12 protein-coding genes are annotated in these 17,195 nt (G+C 46.7%); all 12 read left to right on the forward strand.

The genetic code is table 11. The annotated features are described in order from the left end of the window. Nucleotides 1–214 precede the first annotated feature (214 nt). Nucleotides 215–991 (forward strand): TerC family protein, encoded by a 777-nt coding sequence (locus HQN90_RS09390; protein WP_173217542.1) that lies wholly within the window; start codon nucleotides 215–217, stop codon nucleotides 989–991. A gap of 281 nt (nucleotides 992–1,272) precedes the next feature. Continuing rightward, nucleotides 1,273–2,778 (forward strand): hypothetical protein, encoded by a 1,506-nt coding sequence (locus HQN90_RS09395; RefSeq protein WP_173217544.1) that lies wholly within the window; start codon nucleotides 1,273–1,275, stop codon nucleotides 2,776–2,778. 114 nt (nucleotides 2,779–2,892) lie between these two features. After that, a complete protein-coding gene (locus tag HQN90_RS09400; protein WP_173217546.1) occupies nucleotides 2,893–4,029 on the forward strand; it encodes a glycoside hydrolase family 88 protein in 1,137 nt (378 codons plus the stop codon). A gap of 28 nt (nucleotides 4,030–4,057) precedes the next feature. Further along, nucleotides 4,058–5,956 carry a heparin/heparin-sulfate lyase HepB gene (gene hepB / locus HQN90_RS09405; protein WP_173217548.1) on the forward strand — a complete coding sequence of 633 codons (1,899 nt, stop codon included), beginning with the start codon at nucleotides 4,058–4,060 and terminating at the stop codon, nucleotides 5,954–5,956. Between the two features lie 23 nt (nucleotides 5,957–5,979). Next, complete coding sequence (locus tag HQN90_RS09410; protein ID WP_173217550.1) at nucleotides 5,980–6,306, forward strand: hypothetical protein; 327 nt, start codon at nucleotides 5,980–5,982, stop codon at nucleotides 6,304–6,306. A 115-nt stretch (nucleotides 6,307–6,421) separates the two neighbouring features. Then, complete coding sequence (locus HQN90_RS09415; protein WP_173217552.1) at nucleotides 6,422–7,942, forward strand: ABC transporter substrate-binding protein; 1,521 nt, start codon at nucleotides 6,422–6,424, stop codon at nucleotides 7,940–7,942. A 25-nt stretch (nucleotides 7,943–7,967) separates the two neighbouring features. Beyond that, a complete protein-coding gene (locus tag HQN90_RS09420; RefSeq protein ID WP_173217554.1) occupies nucleotides 7,968–9,437 on the forward strand; it encodes a sulfatase family protein in 1,470 nt (489 codons plus the stop codon). 84 nt (nucleotides 9,438–9,521) lie between these two features. Beyond that, nucleotides 9,522–10,472, forward strand: coding sequence for a carbohydrate ABC transporter permease (locus HQN90_RS09425; protein WP_173217556.1), 951 nt, complete (start codon nucleotides 9,522–9,524; stop codon nucleotides 10,470–10,472). Nucleotides 10,473–10,484: 12 nt separating this feature from the next. Then, nucleotides 10,485–11,327, forward strand: a complete 843-nt coding sequence (locus HQN90_RS09430; protein WP_173217558.1) for a carbohydrate ABC transporter permease — start codon at nucleotides 10,485–10,487, stop codon at nucleotides 11,325–11,327. 16 nt (nucleotides 11,328–11,343) lie between these two features. Next, nucleotides 11,344–13,155 (forward strand): cache domain-containing sensor histidine kinase, encoded by a 1,812-nt coding sequence (locus HQN90_RS09435; RefSeq protein ID WP_173217560.1) that lies wholly within the window; start codon nucleotides 11,344–11,346, stop codon nucleotides 13,153–13,155. Nucleotides 13,156–13,180: 25 nt separating this feature from the next. Further along, nucleotides 13,181–13,927 (forward strand): response regulator transcription factor, encoded by a 747-nt coding sequence (locus HQN90_RS09440; RefSeq protein ID WP_173217562.1) that lies wholly within the window; start codon nucleotides 13,181–13,183, stop codon nucleotides 13,925–13,927. Nucleotides 13,928–13,970: 43 nt separating this feature from the next. Beyond that, on the forward strand, nucleotides 13,971–17,108 hold the full coding sequence (locus HQN90_RS09445) for a chondroitinase family polysaccharide lyase (RefSeq protein WP_173217564.1): 3,138 nt from the start codon (nucleotides 13,971–13,973) through the stop codon (nucleotides 17,106–17,108). Nucleotides 17,109–17,195: the final 87 nt, after the last annotated feature.

Consider the following 17,195-nt stretch of genomic DNA (forward strand, 5'->3'; position numbering starts at 1 on the left):
TTTGACTATTATGTTTTTCGTTTTCTATCAAAAGGGTTTCAATCGTTAACATGTGGTTCATTCTTGAGACTTTTTGACAGAAACTAAGTATTATATTATAGTCCTACAAGTTATAAAGAGCCGTCACTATGGGAAGAATACGGCAATTAACGCCACTTGGGGTTGATAGTCAAACGAAGTGGTGACCTATTTGACAATGAGGGGAGAAGGACAATTGGATTCACTTTGGTTGGAGTATGCATGGGCATTGCTGATACTTATCGGATTGGAAGGTTTGTTATCCGCGGATAATGCCCTTGTTCTGGCTGTAATCGCAAAGCATTTACCCGAGGAAGAGAAAAAGAAAGCCATCAACTATGGAATCATTATGGCGTTTGTTTTCCGCTTCGCCGCTCTGTTTGCGATATCATTTATTGCGAACGTCTGGCAAATACAGGCGATAGGTGCTGCTTACCTGCTATATCTCGGTTTAAAGCACATCATCAAAGCGTCTTTCTTCAAGGAAAATGAGAACATCCGTGGTGACATCAAGAAAGATTCTGAGAGAAAAAGATTTTGGCCAACCGTGGGGAAAATTGCTATTGCGGATTTGGCATTTGCGATTGATTCCATTCTTGCCGCAGTAGCATTGGCACTTGGTCTTCCGGACTCACCTCTTGGTGAATTCGGCGGGATGGACGGAGGGAAATTCCTGGTTGTCGTGCTTGGCGGAATCGCAGGGCTCATTCTGATCAAATTCGCGGCTTCTTGGTTTGTGAAACTGCTTGCTGAGCGGCCAGCACTCGAGACCACGGCTTATGCGATCGTGGCATGGGTCGGCGTAAAGCTGGCTGTAATTACCCTTGCCCATGAAGATGTTGGTGTGTTAGATCATCAATTCCCACATAGCACAACCTGGACCTTTATCTTCTATGGTGTCTTGATTGCGATAGCCATTTTCGGTTGGTTTGCGCCAGCAAATAAAAATCATTCACAAGCGGATCAACTTTAGTTCTTACATCAACAGTCAGTCCATCGAAATTCATAAAGGGTTCCACATATTAGTATGTACAATATGTGGAACCCTTTTTGTCATCTTGGTGATGGTGGATCTTGGAAATGTGGATGTTACAAAATTGGTGATTGAGCCAATCTTTGCGACGGATATAGTAGCGAATTATTCGGAATGTATTGACAATGTAAGTCAGATAGTTAAAATAATAATTAGTTATTTAGTTAGTTAGTTTTTATAACTAACTAAATTTCGATGACAACCTACAAGGAGTGAAGGAAATGAAGTTATTATGGGGAGATTTACATAATCATTGCGGTATTACCTACGGTTTTGGGAGTCTGGAGAACGCTTTGGAAGCTGCGAAGGAGCAGTTGGATTTTTGCGCTATTATTGGTCATGCGATGTGGCCCGATATGCCGAAACGAAGTGCCGAATTGGAATTTTTGGTCGACTTCCATCTCGAGGGCTTTGCCAAGCTAAGAACGAACTGGGAATCTGTGCGCGAAACAATAAAAGAATGGAATGTCCCTGGGCAGTTTGTTACGCTGCAAGGTTATGAAATTCACTCCAGCGAATTCGGAGACCATCATATCTTATCGCCATCTGATGAGATTCCGCTGATCACTGCGGAATCACCTGCCAAACTGGTTGCGGCGCTCGCTCCATATCCGGTGATTGCCGTTCCCCATCATGTCGGATATACGCCAGGTTATCGCGGAATGAATTGGGACGCCTTCTCCGAGCAGATAAGTCCGGTCGTCGAGGTGTTCTCGAAACACGGCTGCAGCATGTCGGATTCCAGTCCGTATGCCTACTTGCATACCATGGGCCCACGCGATTCGAGGAACACGATTGTTCATGCGATTCAGCGAGGAAAACGATTCAGCTTTGCCGGTTCAACCGATCACCATGCTGGATATCCAGGTTCTTACGGTGACGGCCGTGTTGCGGTTCTGGCGGCGGAGAAGACACGAGAAGCGGTTTGGGAAGCGCTGTTGGCCAGACGCACGTATGCGATAACCGGAGATAAAATCGCATGCCATTTCACCGTGAATGGCGCAATTTTCGGAAGTGAAGTTAAAGACATCGGCAGCAGACAGCTTCAGCTGGATGTAACGGCTTGTGACGGGATCGAAAAAATAACCATATTTAAAAACGGCAAACCGTGGGCTTTGGCCAACGGGACTAGCTCAACTAGCCCAATAATATCAGCGCCTGCAAAAGGCAAATATAAAGTGCGAGTCGAACTGGGTTGGGGCGATAACGAGCAAGGCTACGAATGGCAGGCAAACGCACATCTGGACAGTGGTAAAATCATATCTATCGAAACATGTTTTCGGGGAAGAAGCGTCTTGGCGCCGACGCCAGGAATGAGAGAAAATCCAAATATGAACGCGCTCGGAAACAAGCTCATTTCTTCAACTGAAACAGGAGCACAGTGGTCATGTACGACGTTTAAAAATGCAACGACCCTGCATCCTCAAACGGCGGCGCTTATTTTTGAAATTGAAGGAGATTCCAGCAGTGTCTTGACCGTTGAGGCAAACGGCTCAACATTTGCTTATTCGATCGGTGAATTGCTGACAGGCAGTCGTTCTGTCCATATGAAGCCGCATAATTCTGAAGCGATATTGTTTCATCGTGCTGTGCCAGTATCCGAGTACGTCTTCAATGGGGAATGGACCGATACAGAGAAAGAGCATGACGTTGATGCCTACCATGTGGAAATTAAACAATGGAATGGACAATTTGCGTGGATCTCTCCTGTATTTGTAATTGCATAACGCTTAGCTCGCTGCCGTAAGGCGCCAAGCGACGCAAGTCTGCAGGGACAATCGCTCACGATTGTCCCTCTACATGAATCCGAGAAAAAAATAAGCTCTTAAGGAGAGATTGTCATGTCTGCACAAACAAATGAAGTGTGGGTGAGCGAGGCTTGGAGTAAGACAATGGCCAAAATTGAGCAAACGAGCAAGACGATCGGAGCGAATTTTCCGCATGCTTCCAAGCAAGGGAAATATGACTGCACACAGCCTCAAGGCTGGACAGCCGGGTTTTGGCCTGGTCTTCTATGGCTGAGCTACCGGGATACGAAACGCGAATCGCTGCTGCGAATCGACGAAGAATGTGAAGCTAAGATGGACATAGGGATTGAAGAATATGCGGGACTTCATCATGATGTCGGATTCATGTGGAGTCTGAGCTCCGTGGCTAATTACAAGCTGACAGGAAGCCCAGCTTCAAAGCTTCGTGCGTTGAAGGCGGCTGCCTTCTTGGCGAGCCGATTCAATCTTCGTGGCCAGTTCATCCGGGCCTGGAATGAAGACAATTGGCAAAGCGAGAAAGGCAATGCCGGATGGGCGATCATCGATTGTATGATGAACTTGCATCTGCTTTTCTGGGCTTCGCAAGAGATCAACGACCCGAGATACAAGCATATTGCCATGGCACATGCAGATACAGTATTGAAACAATTTATTCGGGAGGATGGCTCCACCTATCATATCGTGCAGTTCGATCCAGAAACGGGACAACGTGTCGGTGAACTCGGAGGACAAGGCTTTGCGCCGGAATCGGCTTGGGCAAGAGGAGCCTCTTGGGCGATTTATGGTTTTGCGCTATGCTATCAATATACGAAGGAAGACCGCTACTTGCAGGCCAGCAAAAGAGTAGCGCATTTCTTTCTGGCGAATTTGTCGGAGGATTCGGTTCCCTATTGGGATTTCCGCTTGCCGACCCAGGAAGGTGCGCCAAGAGACTCATCGGCTGCAGCGATTGCAGCCAGCGGTATGCTGCTCCTTGCAGCATTGTTGCCAGCGGAAGAGGGATCCTTATACGAATCTTGGGCTAAGCGGATTGTGAAATCACTTTGTGACCATTACACAGTTTGGGACACAAGTGACGAAGCGATTTTACAACACGGTACGGGTCACTGGCCAGCTAATAAAAATATTGATATCGGCCTGATTTATGGAGATTACTTTTTTGTAGAGGCATTGGCCAAACTTCGCGGATACCAGGATGTATTTTGGTAATGATGACAAGATGGAAGGGGCAAGTATAATGTGTGAGAAACCTGTGCAAACGCCTCCGGAGGAATATCCCCGATTATTCATCAGAAAGAAAGATGTGCCTGATCTAAGGGAAAAACGAACAAAACCGGAGATGCTTCTCCTATGGGAACGACTTGTTCATTTCAGCAAGGTGGGTATCGAAGAAGCCTCAACGTGCGGCTATCCTGATGATGTCTATGTCATGGAAGCCAAAGCATTGCTATATGTGTTGGATGGAGACGTCCATGCAGGCTTGCAGGCAAAAACAATGGCGCTTAGAAGCTTAAGGAGAACATTTAACCCTCATTATCCCGATATTTCAAGAACGATAGGCCGACTCATGTTGTCTGCCGCTGTCGTGTATGACTGGTGCCGTGATTTAATCACCGACGAGGAACGGTCCGTGATGATCATTCATTTTCAGAGGCTTGCTCAATTACTGGAATGCGGGTATCCGCCGGAGAAGGGGAGCTCAGCTGTAGGCCATGCAAGCGAATGGATGCTGATGCGGGATCTCTTGGGGACAGGGATCGCCATTTTCGATGAAGATCCCGATATGTTCACCTGGTCTGCCGGACGTTTCTTTGCAGAAATGGTACCTGTCCGGAATTTCTTCTATCCGTCGGGATGGCATCATCAGGGAGACAATTATGGTTCATACCGCTATCAGGCCGATTTGTATGCTACCTGGATCATGGACAGAATGGGCGCTGGAAACCCGTTCCATCCCTCCCAGGAAAATGTCGGCTACCAATGGATTTATACGAGACGCCCAGACGGCAAATTGCTTCGCGATGGCGATACGGACAATCCCTTGTATGAGGAGAACCGGTATATTCAGCTGTTTCCGCTCGTGTATTTGATGGCAGGAAGCTACTACAATAACCCGTATTTTCTGGAACAGCAGTACCGTGAATTTCCTTTGATACCAGACATGTACGTTTTTCATGCCTTTTTATTTTATAACGCTTCTGTGCCAACGAAGTCGATCGCTGAATTGCCTTTGACCCGGTATTTTGGGTCGCCGACAGGGATCATGATTGCGCGTACAGGGTGGGACGAAGGGATAGATGTTGCATCCTCTACCGTGATCGCGGAAATGCGCATCGGAGAATACCAATACAACAATCACCAGCATCTGGATGCAGGCTCCTTTCAGCTTTATTACAAAGGATATTTAGCGATCGATTCCGGTATATATAAAGGCTCTTCGGGAAGTTATCATTCACCCCACAACAAGTATTATTTCAAAAGGACGATTGCCCATAATTCGGTGCTGGTCTACGATCCTGACGAACTCGGGCAGCATCCTTCCATCAGGGATGGGGGACTCGTATGGCCAAACGTAAACGACGGCGGGCAGCGCTGGCCCAACGATGGCCGGCCATCCCTGAATTTGGACGATATCCTGCAAAGCGGCTTCAAGCGGGGGGAAGTGCTTGCCCATGCTTATGGACCTGATCCGATTAAGCCGGCATACTCCTATTTGAAAGGCGATATAACGGCAGCTTATTCGAGTAAAATAAAGCAGTTTCAGCGTTCATTCCTCTTCCTCAATTTGATGGATCAAGCCCATCCTGCCGCATTCATTGTGTTTGACCGGGTTGTATCCGCAAAAGCGGATTTCAAGAAGTTCTGGCTGCTGCACAGTGTGGAAGAACCGCAGATTAACGGCAGTCGAACCGCCATTACTCGCAGCGAGGACGGCTATAACGGTCAATTAATTGCAGATACGCTGCTTCCGGAACCGGACAATCAGGAGATTGTGCCGATAGGAGGTCCAGGCAAGGAGTTCTGCTGTTCGGTACAAATTACGAAAATGATTACCCCGGCACAAAAGAGCAAGGGGCTTGGCGAATTGAGGTCAGCCCGAAACGTGCTGCCGAACATGACTATTTTCTCCATGTGATGCAAGTAAAAGACAGGGATCTCTTGAAGCCATTGGACACCGTGAAGGTGGAAACGGAGACGCATATTGGTGCGAGCATCGGGCATTGGATCGTACTGTTCGGCAAGAGCGGTCTTCGAATTCGGGAGGAGATTGTGTTTTCCATTCAAGCCTTGGCCGGACAGCACGGCCTGTACCCTGGAACAGGCAACAGCGAACAGATGAAGCTGGCCATTGCCGACCTGGGGGCAGGCTTGTGGAAAGCTGTGGTGAATGGCGTTTGTGAATCGCATCTTGTTGCAGACGACGACGGACTTCTTTATTTAACCGGGGTTCAAGGTGAGGTTCGTCTGATCCCGATATTGGGTTAAAAAAGTAAAAAATAGACCCCCTCATGTACAATCACTGTTCTGTTTGGCTATCAAGGCAACAGATTATAATAAAATTGTAGATAAGAGAACTTACCTATTTGAAGGGGGAATACGTTTGAAACGTTTGACAACGAAGGCAATCTTAACGGTTATGATCTCAGCTTTAACCCTCACTGCTTGTACGTCCGGAGAGGAGAAACCGGCGGCATCTTCAAACGGAACAGCAACCGATCCAAAGAAGGAAGAGATTACGATCAAGGTTGCAGGTTTCAGTGATTTTTTTAAGGGGGACGAGAGCCCTGGTATGAAGGTAGTCAAGGAATTCAATGAGAAAAACAAAGGTTCTATCCAGGTTGTTGTGCAATACATGCCAAGCGCCCAGTATAGTACAGCCATTCAGGCAGGCATTGCCAGCAACGATTTGCCAGATATTTTTTTAACACCAACAGGCATGGATATTAGTTCCATTGTGAAAAACGGCTGGGTCAAACCTTTGGACGAATATGTATCCAAGGATTTTAAAAACCGTTTTACGCAAGGTTCTTTCGAAGAGGGAATTAACCAGATTGACGGCAAAACGTACAGTTGGCCTCTTGGCGGAAAAGGCCTGCGCGCCATACTCTATTACAATAAGAAAGTGATGCGGGATGCGGGATTGGATCCAAACAAACCGCCAAAAACATGGGATGAACTGAAGGAAATGTCGAAAGTGATTTCACAAAAAGGCAAGGGTGATACCTATGGCTTGATTTTTCCAGGTGGTGATTACACGCTGCTTGATCAGGTTGTCCTGGGCCTAACTGCTAGTACCGTTCCGGCACATGGAGACTTCCCAGGGTTCAATCTGAAAACAGGCAAATATATTTACGACTCGAAAGGGTGGACGGACGCCATCAAATTGTTGCGTTCGATGAAGAAAGACGAATCCATTCTCCCTTCCTCGTATACGATTAATTCAGCGGAAGCAACGACACTGTTCGGTTCCAATAAAGCGGCATTTTTCATTGATGCCAGATACCGGATGTGGCAAGTGAAAAGGGACACGCCGAATGCTGAATTCGATATGGCACCTGCTCCGCAGCAAGATGGCAAAGAGCCTTTCTATGGCTATACACTGGCAACGAAAACAGGTTATATGATCTCTGCCAATTCCAAGCACCCGAAAGAAGCGGGTAAATTTATTGATGAAACGTTTGCTGCCAAACCATTCTTCAAGAGTACACTGCAAAGCGGCGTTCAGCTATCACCGATCGAAGAGTTGAATAAGGACAAATCCCTGTTCCCTTATCCAGAATTTACTTCGTTCTACAATCTGCACGAAACCGAGATGAGACTTGGTCCAAGCATCGCCAAGCGAAATATCAACACATCTTCCGTCGTAGCTGAGCTTGGCGAAATTAAGCAGCTGAAAATGAAACCGAGCTTCGGCGACCTGTTTATCAAAATGCTCGCGGATGATAAAACCGATGTCGATGCGACCATGAAGGAGTATGCAAATAAAATGAATGCCGGACTGCAAGCCGCAATCGATAAAGTGAATGCTTCTGGATCGAAAGTGAGTCTGAACGACTTTACATTCCCGAACTGGGAGCCTTCGAAAGACTATACGGACGAGGCTTACAAGTCATTAAAGTAATTCACCCATTGGAGGGCTTCCAACCATGAATGTACTGGTTATTATGTCGGACGAGCATTCCAACAATACGATGGGCTGTACGGGCCACACAATCGTGAAAACACCTAATTTGGATCAATTGGCGGAGGAAGGCGCCGTATTCACGAATGCGTATACGAATTGCCCGGTATGTACCCCAGCGCGAGCGAGCTTTGTGGCAGGGCGATATGTGCACGAACTCGGGACTTGGGACAACTCGACACCGTATGACGGACAATTGAAAGACATGCCGCAGCATTTAGCTGAACATGGCCAAGCGATGTACAGCTTCGGCAAATTGGATTTGCATCCGGAAGGCGAGTATGAAGGTCTTGTAGCCGCTCACCCCGGACATCGCAATATCGTTGATATAGGCGCCTTCTTCCGGGAAACGGGCGAAGCTAAACCTAAAGTGGAGGAAAGATACCAGAAAATCGGGATTCGCGAGGGCATTAACAAGGATCAAACGATCCTTGCGGAAACGGTTCAGTGGTTGAAGCAGCACTCCCAGGAGCAGCAGAAGGATCCGGATAAGCCATGGTTTCTATACGTAGGCTTCCTCAATCCGCATTTTCCATTCTATGTGAAACAAGAGCACTGGGATTATTACGATAAGCTGGTGCCGAACGTACCGGCAGAGCTGAACCGTCCTTTTACAGAACTGAATGAGCCGCTTAACGCACTGCGTCATTATTTCCGTTCGGATCTCGTGGATGAAAATACGATCCGCCGCATGCAAGTGGGGTATTACGCACTGACAAGCGAGCTGGACGACAACGTCGGCACGATTCTGCAAACCTTGAAAGAGGAGGGGATGTATGACGACACGCTGATTATTTATACGAGCGATCATGGCGAACAGCTTGGGTGTCACGGACTTTGGTTCAAATGCTGCATGTACGAAGAAACGGCCAATATTCCGCTGATTATGAAAGGTCCTTCGGTAGCCAGGCATAACACCGTTGAACATCCAGTTTCACTTGTCGACATCTATCCTACAGTTTGCGATGCGCTTGGCGTGCCAGTACCGCAAGATGTGCCCGGCCGGTCGCTCCTCAAGCTGGCAGCAGGACAAACCGATGAGGATCGCAAGGACTTCGTCTTTAGCGAATATCATGGACACGGTATACCCGTGGGCATGTACATGATCCGTTGGAAGCAGTGGAAGTATGTGTATTATACCGGCGGATACGCACCTCAGCTGTTCGATGTAGAGCAGGATCCGCAAGAGATGGTGAATCTGGCAGAAGCTTTAGAGCAAACTTCGGATATCAAAGAAGTCTTGCAGGAATGTCATAGCAGGCTGCTTCAACTCTGCGATCCGGAGGCAACCGAGGATCGGGCCAAAGCGTTTCAGGCAAAAACAAAGAAAGAGCTCGGCATCGAATCTTTTGCGGTCGGAGATCCTTCATCTAGCGGATTTGTGAATCAACAATGGAAGATACCTCATCCGGAACCGCTGCTCGGGCAAGCTTAATTATCAGATAGGGCAGTTTCTACACAAGTAGTACCGCCCTATTTTCTTTAGATTCAAGATTTATTTCTGCGAGGGGAAACGCACATGGTAGCAGTGAAGGGAACAAGCAAGAAGGCTATTGGGAAAATAAGCAAAACTCGAAGAAAAAAGCTGCTGTACTGTTACTTATTTATACTTCCGCAGCTGGTTTTATTTCTAGCTTTTACGATTTATCCTATCATTATGAGCTATGTGTACAGTTTTTTTGAATGGAGCGGCTATGGCCCGTTAAAGGGATTTGTCGGATTGCATAACTACCTGGAGACGATATCCGATCCTTTCTTTTGGAATGCGTTCAAGAATAGCTTTGTGTTTATGTTCTTTCTGGTACTGATTCAAGTACCGTTTGCTTTGCTCATGGCTATGTTGTTAAATGCCTCGTGGTTAAAAGGCGCCGTCGTGTATCGTACCATTTATTTTTTGCCGGTCGTTACGACTACCGCTGTCATCGGTGTTATAATGCGGTTTATTTTCGGAGTCTACAAAGGGCTTATCAATGAGATTCTCATCACGTTGGGATTACTGGACAAGCCTGTCGATTGGCTCGGTTCACTAGATACGGCAATGATGATTATCGTCCTGGTAGGCGTGTGGAAGACTTTCGGAATGAAGATGATTTACTGGCTGGCAGCGCTTCAATCGCTTCCGAAGGATCTGTTCGAAGCTGCAAAAGTGGATGGAGCAAATCCCCTGCAGGTCTTCCGCTACGTTATGCTGCCCCTCCTGCTGCCGGTCGGCAGTGTCATTGTGCTCTTGTCTGCGGTCAATGCTTTGCATGTCTTCGATTTGGTAAAATCGATGACGAATGGCGGGCCAGCGTATCATACGGATATGGTAGATTTATATATCTACCGGTATGCCTTCGAAGGCGGAAGCATGCCGAGGGCCGGATTTGCTTCGGCCGCAGGCGTCGTATACGGGTTCGCAATTCTTTTCGTCTCTTTGATTCTTGGATTTATCGTCAAAAAAACGGGTGGCAGGCAAACATCGCACTAAGGGGAGAGTTTCATGAATTTGTCCAGTCAGGGAAAAAGAACGCTGCGAGGTCTTGTTCATTTCATTTTAATCGCGATCGGCATCGTATGGGTATATCCATTCGTGTGGATGATTACTTCGTCTTTCAAAACAAATGCGGAATACATCGCCAAAGGCTATACGTTTTTCCCGGAGAAGTTTCAGTTTGATAATTTCAAACGGGCTTGGGAAACGGCCAATTTCTCTGCCTACTTTTTGAACTCTGTCATTGTTTCGGTGTTTGTAGTGGCGATAGTCGTAGCTGTATGTGCCATGACAGGGTATGTGCTGGGCAGATATCGATTCCCGGGGAGGTTATTGTTTATCTCATTAATTACTGCTACGATGTTTATGCCAAAAGGTTATACGATCATACCGATTTATTATTTGATCAATCTTCTGGGGCTAAACAATACACTGGCGGGTATCATTGTAGCGGAGATTGGCGGTGCCCACGTCTTGTTTATCCTGCTCTTTACGGCTCATTTTAGCGGAATTCCCAAAGAGCTTGAAGAAGCAGCGGAAATCGACGGCAGCGGATTTATGCGGACGTTCGTTCAGGTCATGCTGCCGTTATCTAAACCAATCATCGCAACGACGTGTATACTCCAATTTATGTGGGCGTGGAATTCGTTCTTATTGCCGCTAATATTCACTTTGAACAAACCAGAGCTTCGAACGCTCGGCGTCGGCATGTATCAGTTCGTTGGAGAGAACAGTGTGGACTGGACAGGGATGGCCGCTGCTGCCTGCATTTCCTTGCTCCCGATTATCACTGTGTTTATCCTCTTCCAGCGATATTTCGTAGAAGGGGTTGCCGGCTCCGTGAAAGGATAATATCGGGGGAGAACCTATGAGAAAAGCGCACATTGCTCAGGCTGATTTTTTCCGCAACATGAATATGAAGAACAAATTGTTGATTGTCTTTTTACTGATCGGACTTGTGCCGGTACTTTGTTTCGCTCTGATTACCTATCAGCAATCCACCAAAGCCTTTGAAGCAGAGTTGAGCAAATATACCGTAGAAATTGCCAAGCAGGCGGGAGGGCGTCTCGATTCGTTCGGACAGGAAATGGAAAGAATCAGCAACATTGTGCGTTTTGACGGGGATGTGCAAACGATCTTATATCAGGCGCCTCACCCCTCTGATTCAGAATTCATTCAATCGGTAAGGTCTGTAAGAAATTTATTTGAGACGATTTCCAATTTCCGCAGTCATTTAAAAGGTATTTATCTTATAGAAGATCCGGGTATACTCGTGTACAGCTCCACAGGGGACGTTGCCAATATGGACTTTGCCTTTGATCAAGACCCCTGGTTCAAGCAAATTAAGCAACAGCAGCAGTTCCATTTAAACCCGGTCCATCCCCAGAATTACGTAAAAGGCGATCCTGTGGTGACGTTCTCGACTCGTGTACTGGATAATCGCGAGTTCCATACGAAAGGAACGCTGTTGTTCGATTTCTCGCCGACCATTTTACGTGAAATGAGCGATACGATTCAGTTAGGGAAAACTGGATATGTGTTTATGATGACGGAAGACGGCGAAAGTGTCATTCCAACGGATCACTCACTTTCCTGGCTGAAGGAGAATAATCGATTAGAGCTGTTCAAAGGTCGAACCTCGGGTCACTTTCTTCTCGAAGTCAATGGAAGGAAAACGCTGGTAGGATTTCATACCTCCACACAAACAGGATGGAAAATCGTCGGCGTTGTTCCCTTTGCGGAATTGGCGACAGAGATGAATGCCATTCGTGTAGGTATAATTATCATGATTCTGGCGGCACTGATCGGCATATTTCTCTTATCCACAGCGCTAAGCAAAATGTTCACTGAACCGCTTAAATTGCTTGTACATCATATGAAAGCGGTGGAGATGGGGAATTTTGACGTGTCTCTCGCTTTAAACCGGCGTGATGAAATCGGCAAGTTGAACAACTCCTTTAACCAGATGGTAGAGGAACTTCATCGCATGAAAAATGTCGTGTTTATGGCGGAGGTTCGTGAATATCAGAATCAGCTGCTTCTGAAAGATTCCGAGTTGAAATCGCTCCAAGCACAAATCAAACCTCATTTTCTCTACAATACATTGAATGTTATCGTATGTATTGCAGAAGTGCATGGCGTCGATGAAATCGTGCATGTCAGTCAAGCGTTATCGAAGATGTTCAAATACAGCATAAGCGGCTCGCCAGTTACGACACTGGAAGAAGAAATCGAACACTTGAAAGCTTATTTGAGCATTGTGCAGGTCCGTTTTCCGAACCGATTTGAGGTGCAGGTGCAGGTCGATCCTGAGCTTATGGATATTCAGGTTCTGAAGCTGATTTGTCAGCCAGTCGTGGAAAACTGTGTCAAGCATGCTTTCCTGGGGAAGGAAGGTCCTGGGCAAATTCTGGTGTCAGTCAAGGCTGAGAACGGCAATCTCATCTTTCATTTTAAGGATGACGGCATTGGAATGGGCCCAGATCAATTGCGCAAATTCCAGAAACAGCAGCAGCCCAAACAGGATAAGCATATTGGGCTTGCCAACGTACAATTGAGATTGCAGATGGTTTACGGGGATCGTTTTGCTATGAACATCAAGAGTGAGGTAAACGAAGGCACTTGTGTCGAAATTGTACTTGCGGGAGTGGTTGACCATATATCACGCATTGATCGTTGATGACGAGTTTTGGATGCTGGAAGGGATGAAAAAGGTAATCAAACGTGACTGCCCTGATTACACGGTGACCGCTGTAGCGAAGGACGGCAAGCAGGCGATTGCATATTTAGAAAAGGAAAAGTTCGATATTGTCATTACGGATATCCTGATGCCTCATATGGACGGCTTGCAGCTGCTGCAAGAAATCAGAAGGAGAGGCTGGAAGATTCCGGTATTAATTATCTCCGCGCACAGCGAATTCGAGTATGCGAAACAAGCCGTGCATTATGGCGCTTTCGATTATATCTTGAAGCCTTTGAACAGAACGCTGATTCGATCCGCCTTGGAAAGAGCCAAGTCCGTCATGGCTCCTGCTTCGAGAACCGGCGAGGATGTGTTGAATATGGCGACTGTGAGTCAAACGCAGGGGAAGGAAATAGTGGAAATGATCAGGCGATCCCTTCAAGTATCGTTTATGAACAATTGGTCTATTTCTGATTACTCGGAACAGTTGGGGTATAACACTTCCTATTTAAGCCGATTGTTTAAGCAGGAAACAGGAAAAGGCTTTGTTCATTATTTAACGGAGCTTCGGATGGAAGCGGCCCAAAAGATGATTCAGGACGGCAAGCTCAGTATGATGGAAATTGCCAAACAAATCGGTTACAAGGACTATAGGCATTTCCGCAAACTGTTTAAACAATTTACAGGCACGGGGCCGAAGGAGTACCAAAACACGCAGAACAGGGGAGATTTAGTGCAGCAGGAACAAGCGACTGAAACGAAACGATGAGCGATTGCAATAACAACTATTCGATAATTAAGGAGCTGTTTGTATGCGGGGATCAAAATTATTGAAAAAAGTAATCGGTATTTTCCTTGTAACGAATTTCTTAATGCTAAGTTCGTCAGTTGTTCCACTCAACAACCAGAAAGCTTTCGCAGCGGATGATTATTCCAATACCGAATCGTTTGAAGCCCCTGTACTTCCACCCGCATGGACAACGGAGAACGGTGGATCCATCTCCCTCTCGAATAAACATTTCAAGCAGGGGAGTCAATCCATGGCATGGACGTGGAGCAACCATTCCAAACTGCGCGGTACGAACCTGAACAATCTGGCAGCAGCCAATACGAAACGTGGCGGTATGAAAATATGGATTTACAATGAAACCCCGATTGCTGATGAGGTAACGTTTAATTTCGGCAAAACCACGGAGCTCGATAACGGAATTTACCACTATTCATTTAAAGCGAGCCTGAACTTCAAGGGTTGGAGAACGCTGTGGATTCGTTTCAGAGAGGAAGGCAACAATCCGGCTTATACCCAGAACATAAGCAACGCCCTGCAGGCGATGCAGGTCGTACCCCCGAATTCGGTTTCATCGGGCACATTATACATCGATAGCATGGAGTTTTCACCAGAAATGATTACGGCCAGGACAGCGGACTATCAGATGCCGAAACCAGGACTAGACGTTGGATCAGGTACTTGGGACAATTTATACTATTATAGTCAGAAGCAGCCCACGATCCCTCTGGAGCCGACGATAACCCAGGCGCAGATCACTTCCTTTCAAACCATATCGAACAGATATGAAAAATGGGTTCTCGGTGATTCGCTTAACTATGCTGGATTAACTAGCGGTCCGCTTGGAATCAGGTATGATGCTCTGAAATCGTTCATTTCGGCAGGGCTGACTGCCTATAATAGTCTGAATATTAAGAAATTTTTGGATGGAACGATCACAGGCGAAGCGCTTTATGCCAGCAGGGATCCTCATTTGAAAAAATTTGGAGAAGATGTAAGTAAACGCGTGCTTCTGCCCCTGGTCTTCGATTATAAGATTAATGGCAATGCATCCAGTAAACAAAAAGTGATCGATGTCCTGAATTACATGAATGATCAAGGGTGGGCATTCGGCAGCGCGCTTGGTACGCAGGATCACGAAACGAACAAAAATAACGCCTATTTTCATACTGTTTATTTGATGCGCAATGAGTTGAAAGCAGCAGGAATCTTCGAGCGGGAGATGAAGACCTGCAATTGGTTTATTAACTTTGGCAAAACTTTCGAATCCGCTGCCTATGAAGAAACAACGTCAGATGAATATCGCACCAAGTTCATGTACAACTTGCTTTATGTACTTGGTTTGGACAATACCCCAACCAAAGTGCAGTACATGAAGGAACTTCTCAACTTGTACAACTTACAGATAGGGACGCGAGCGCCAGGTTATGCAGATGTCATCAAGCCTGACGGAACGCTCTTCCATCATCGAGGTACGTACATGAATGCATACGGGAATGACGCGATTCATATGGGATCCCTGCTAGCTTATTTCTTTAGCGGTACTTCTTATGCGTTATCTGAAAACGCTCTGGGTAATCTCAAGAAAGCTCTGCTGACGATGGAGAAAGTGTCAAATACTCATGATATGGCAATCGGCGCGACAGGCAGATTTCCGGATTCTACGAAGATTATCTCGGATCTAGTTCCTGCTTATGCGTATTTGGCGCTCGCCCGAAATCCCGTTGATGAAGAATTGGCGAAGACCTTTATGAGATTATGGGATCCTAACAACACCACATTATTCGCGGCCGCCGATTCCTATGGTGTAGCCTATCTCGACACAATGGGAGGACTGCAGCTTGCCCTCAACCTTGTCAACCAGGGTTACACTCCGAAAGCGAACCCGCAAGGATTCTGGGTGCTGCCGTATAGTGGTATGGCCGTTAACAGAGTGAATGACCGAATGGTGAGTCTCAAAGGTTGGAGTCAATATGTATGGGATTTTGAAAGTACGAACAGCTTTAACCCGCAAACGACGGAAACGTTGGCAGAAAATCTGTATGGCAGATACCAAAGTTACGGGAATATGGAGGTTTTGAACAGCGGCGGCTTGTTGGCAAGCGGGATCAATACGCAAGCCGGATGGGATTGGAGCAGATGGCCTGGAACGACAGTGAAGCATTTATCTCTGGAAGAATTGGCATATCCTCTGGATGGTCCGCAGCGTTCATTCACCGACAAGACGTTTACAGGCGGTACTGCGCTGGGGAATAAGTATGGTGTTTTTGCGATGGATCTGCATGATACGGTCTATGACACTTCTTTCAGAGCCAAAAAATCAACTTTTTTCTTTGGTGATAAAGTCGTTGCGCTAGGTTCCGATATTACCAATTCGGATGCGAATCACCGAACAGAAACGGTATTGTTCCAAAGCTTCATGCCTACGGCATCAATGCCCTTTTATCTGAATTCGATAAATGCAATCACCAGCGGGACCTATCAAACTTCGCTGAACGGCACGGGCAAAGTCTGGATGGTAGATCCTTATGGAACCGGATATCTGCTCCCCAATGCTTCGGGAACGGTTGTCACCAGAGGGGTGCAAAATTCCAAGAACAGCTCTGGGAGCAGTGCTACTTCGGGGTCTTATACGACGGCATACATCGATCACGGTTTGGCGCCAAGCGGATCTGGCTATGAATATGCGATGAAGTTGGGAGCAGGGGCTGCAGGAACTAAACGCTTTGCTGAGAACCCAGAATATACAGTTCTGCAGAAAGATAGCAACGTCCATATTGTGCAGAACACAACAGTCGGACAGGGTGCTACAGGTTACGCTATTTTTAACAGTTCCCAACCAATTAATAAAGGTGCCCTGCGAGGCAGTACCGCGCCTGCGATGGTTATGATTCAAATGAACGGCAGCTCAGAAATGAAGCTAAGTATGTCGGATCCTGATTTAAGGCTTCCACAGTTTACCGGGCTTTCTACGATAACGGCACAGCATGTGATTATACCGAGCGTGATGAAAAGACAAACGCTAACTATTCAGGGGAAATGGACGCTTAAAGTGCCAAGCTCGGAAGCAAGAATCATTAGCGCAACGGCGTCTGAAACGAAGATTGAATTTGACTGCGTTGACGGGAAAACGATTGAAGTGGAGTTTATCGTTTCGGCCTAAACACTTAAAAATAGGTTTCCTCAAAGACGCTTCGCTAAAGCAGTCCCGGTTCTCTTTATTAAAGGGGGCCGGGACTGTTCTTTAGAG

Source organism: Paenibacillus alba, assembly GCF_013204855.1.
Taxonomy (GTDB): domain Bacteria; phylum Bacillota; class Bacilli; order Paenibacillales; family NBRC-103111; genus Paenibacillus_E; species Paenibacillus_E alba.

Excerpts from the sequence above, each read along its gene's own strand:
- HQN90_RS09425 (WP_173217556.1), top strand. The coding sequence starts at position 9,522 with ATGGTAGCAGTGAAGGGAACAAGCAAGAAGGCTATTGGGAAAATAAGC.
- HQN90_RS09400 (WP_173217546.1), top strand. The coding sequence starts at position 2,893 with ATGTCTGCACAAACAAATGAAGTGTGGGTGAGCGAGGCTTGGAGTAAG.
- hepB (WP_173217548.1), top strand. The coding sequence starts at position 4,058 with ATGTGTGAGAAACCTGTGCAAACGCCTCCGGAGGAATATCCCCGATTA.
- HQN90_RS09430 (WP_173217558.1), top strand. The coding sequence starts at position 10,485 with ATGAATTTGTCCAGTCAGGGAAAAAGAACGCTGCGAGGTCTTGTTCAT.
- HQN90_RS09440 (WP_173217562.1), top strand. The coding sequence starts at position 13,181 with ATGAAAAAGGTAATCAAACGTGACTGCCCTGATTACACGGTGACCGCT.
- HQN90_RS09420 (WP_173217554.1), top strand. The coding sequence starts at position 7,968 with ATGAATGTACTGGTTATTATGTCGGACGAGCATTCCAACAATACGATG.
- HQN90_RS09445 (WP_173217564.1), top strand. The coding sequence starts at position 13,971 with ATGCGGGGATCAAAATTATTGAAAAAAGTAATCGGTATTTTCCTTGTA.
- HQN90_RS09395 (WP_173217544.1), top strand. The coding sequence starts at position 1,273 with ATGAAGTTATTATGGGGAGATTTACATAATCATTGCGGTATTACCTAC.
- HQN90_RS09435 (WP_173217560.1), top strand. The coding sequence starts at position 11,344 with ATGAGAAAAGCGCACATTGCTCAGGCTGATTTTTTCCGCAACATGAAT.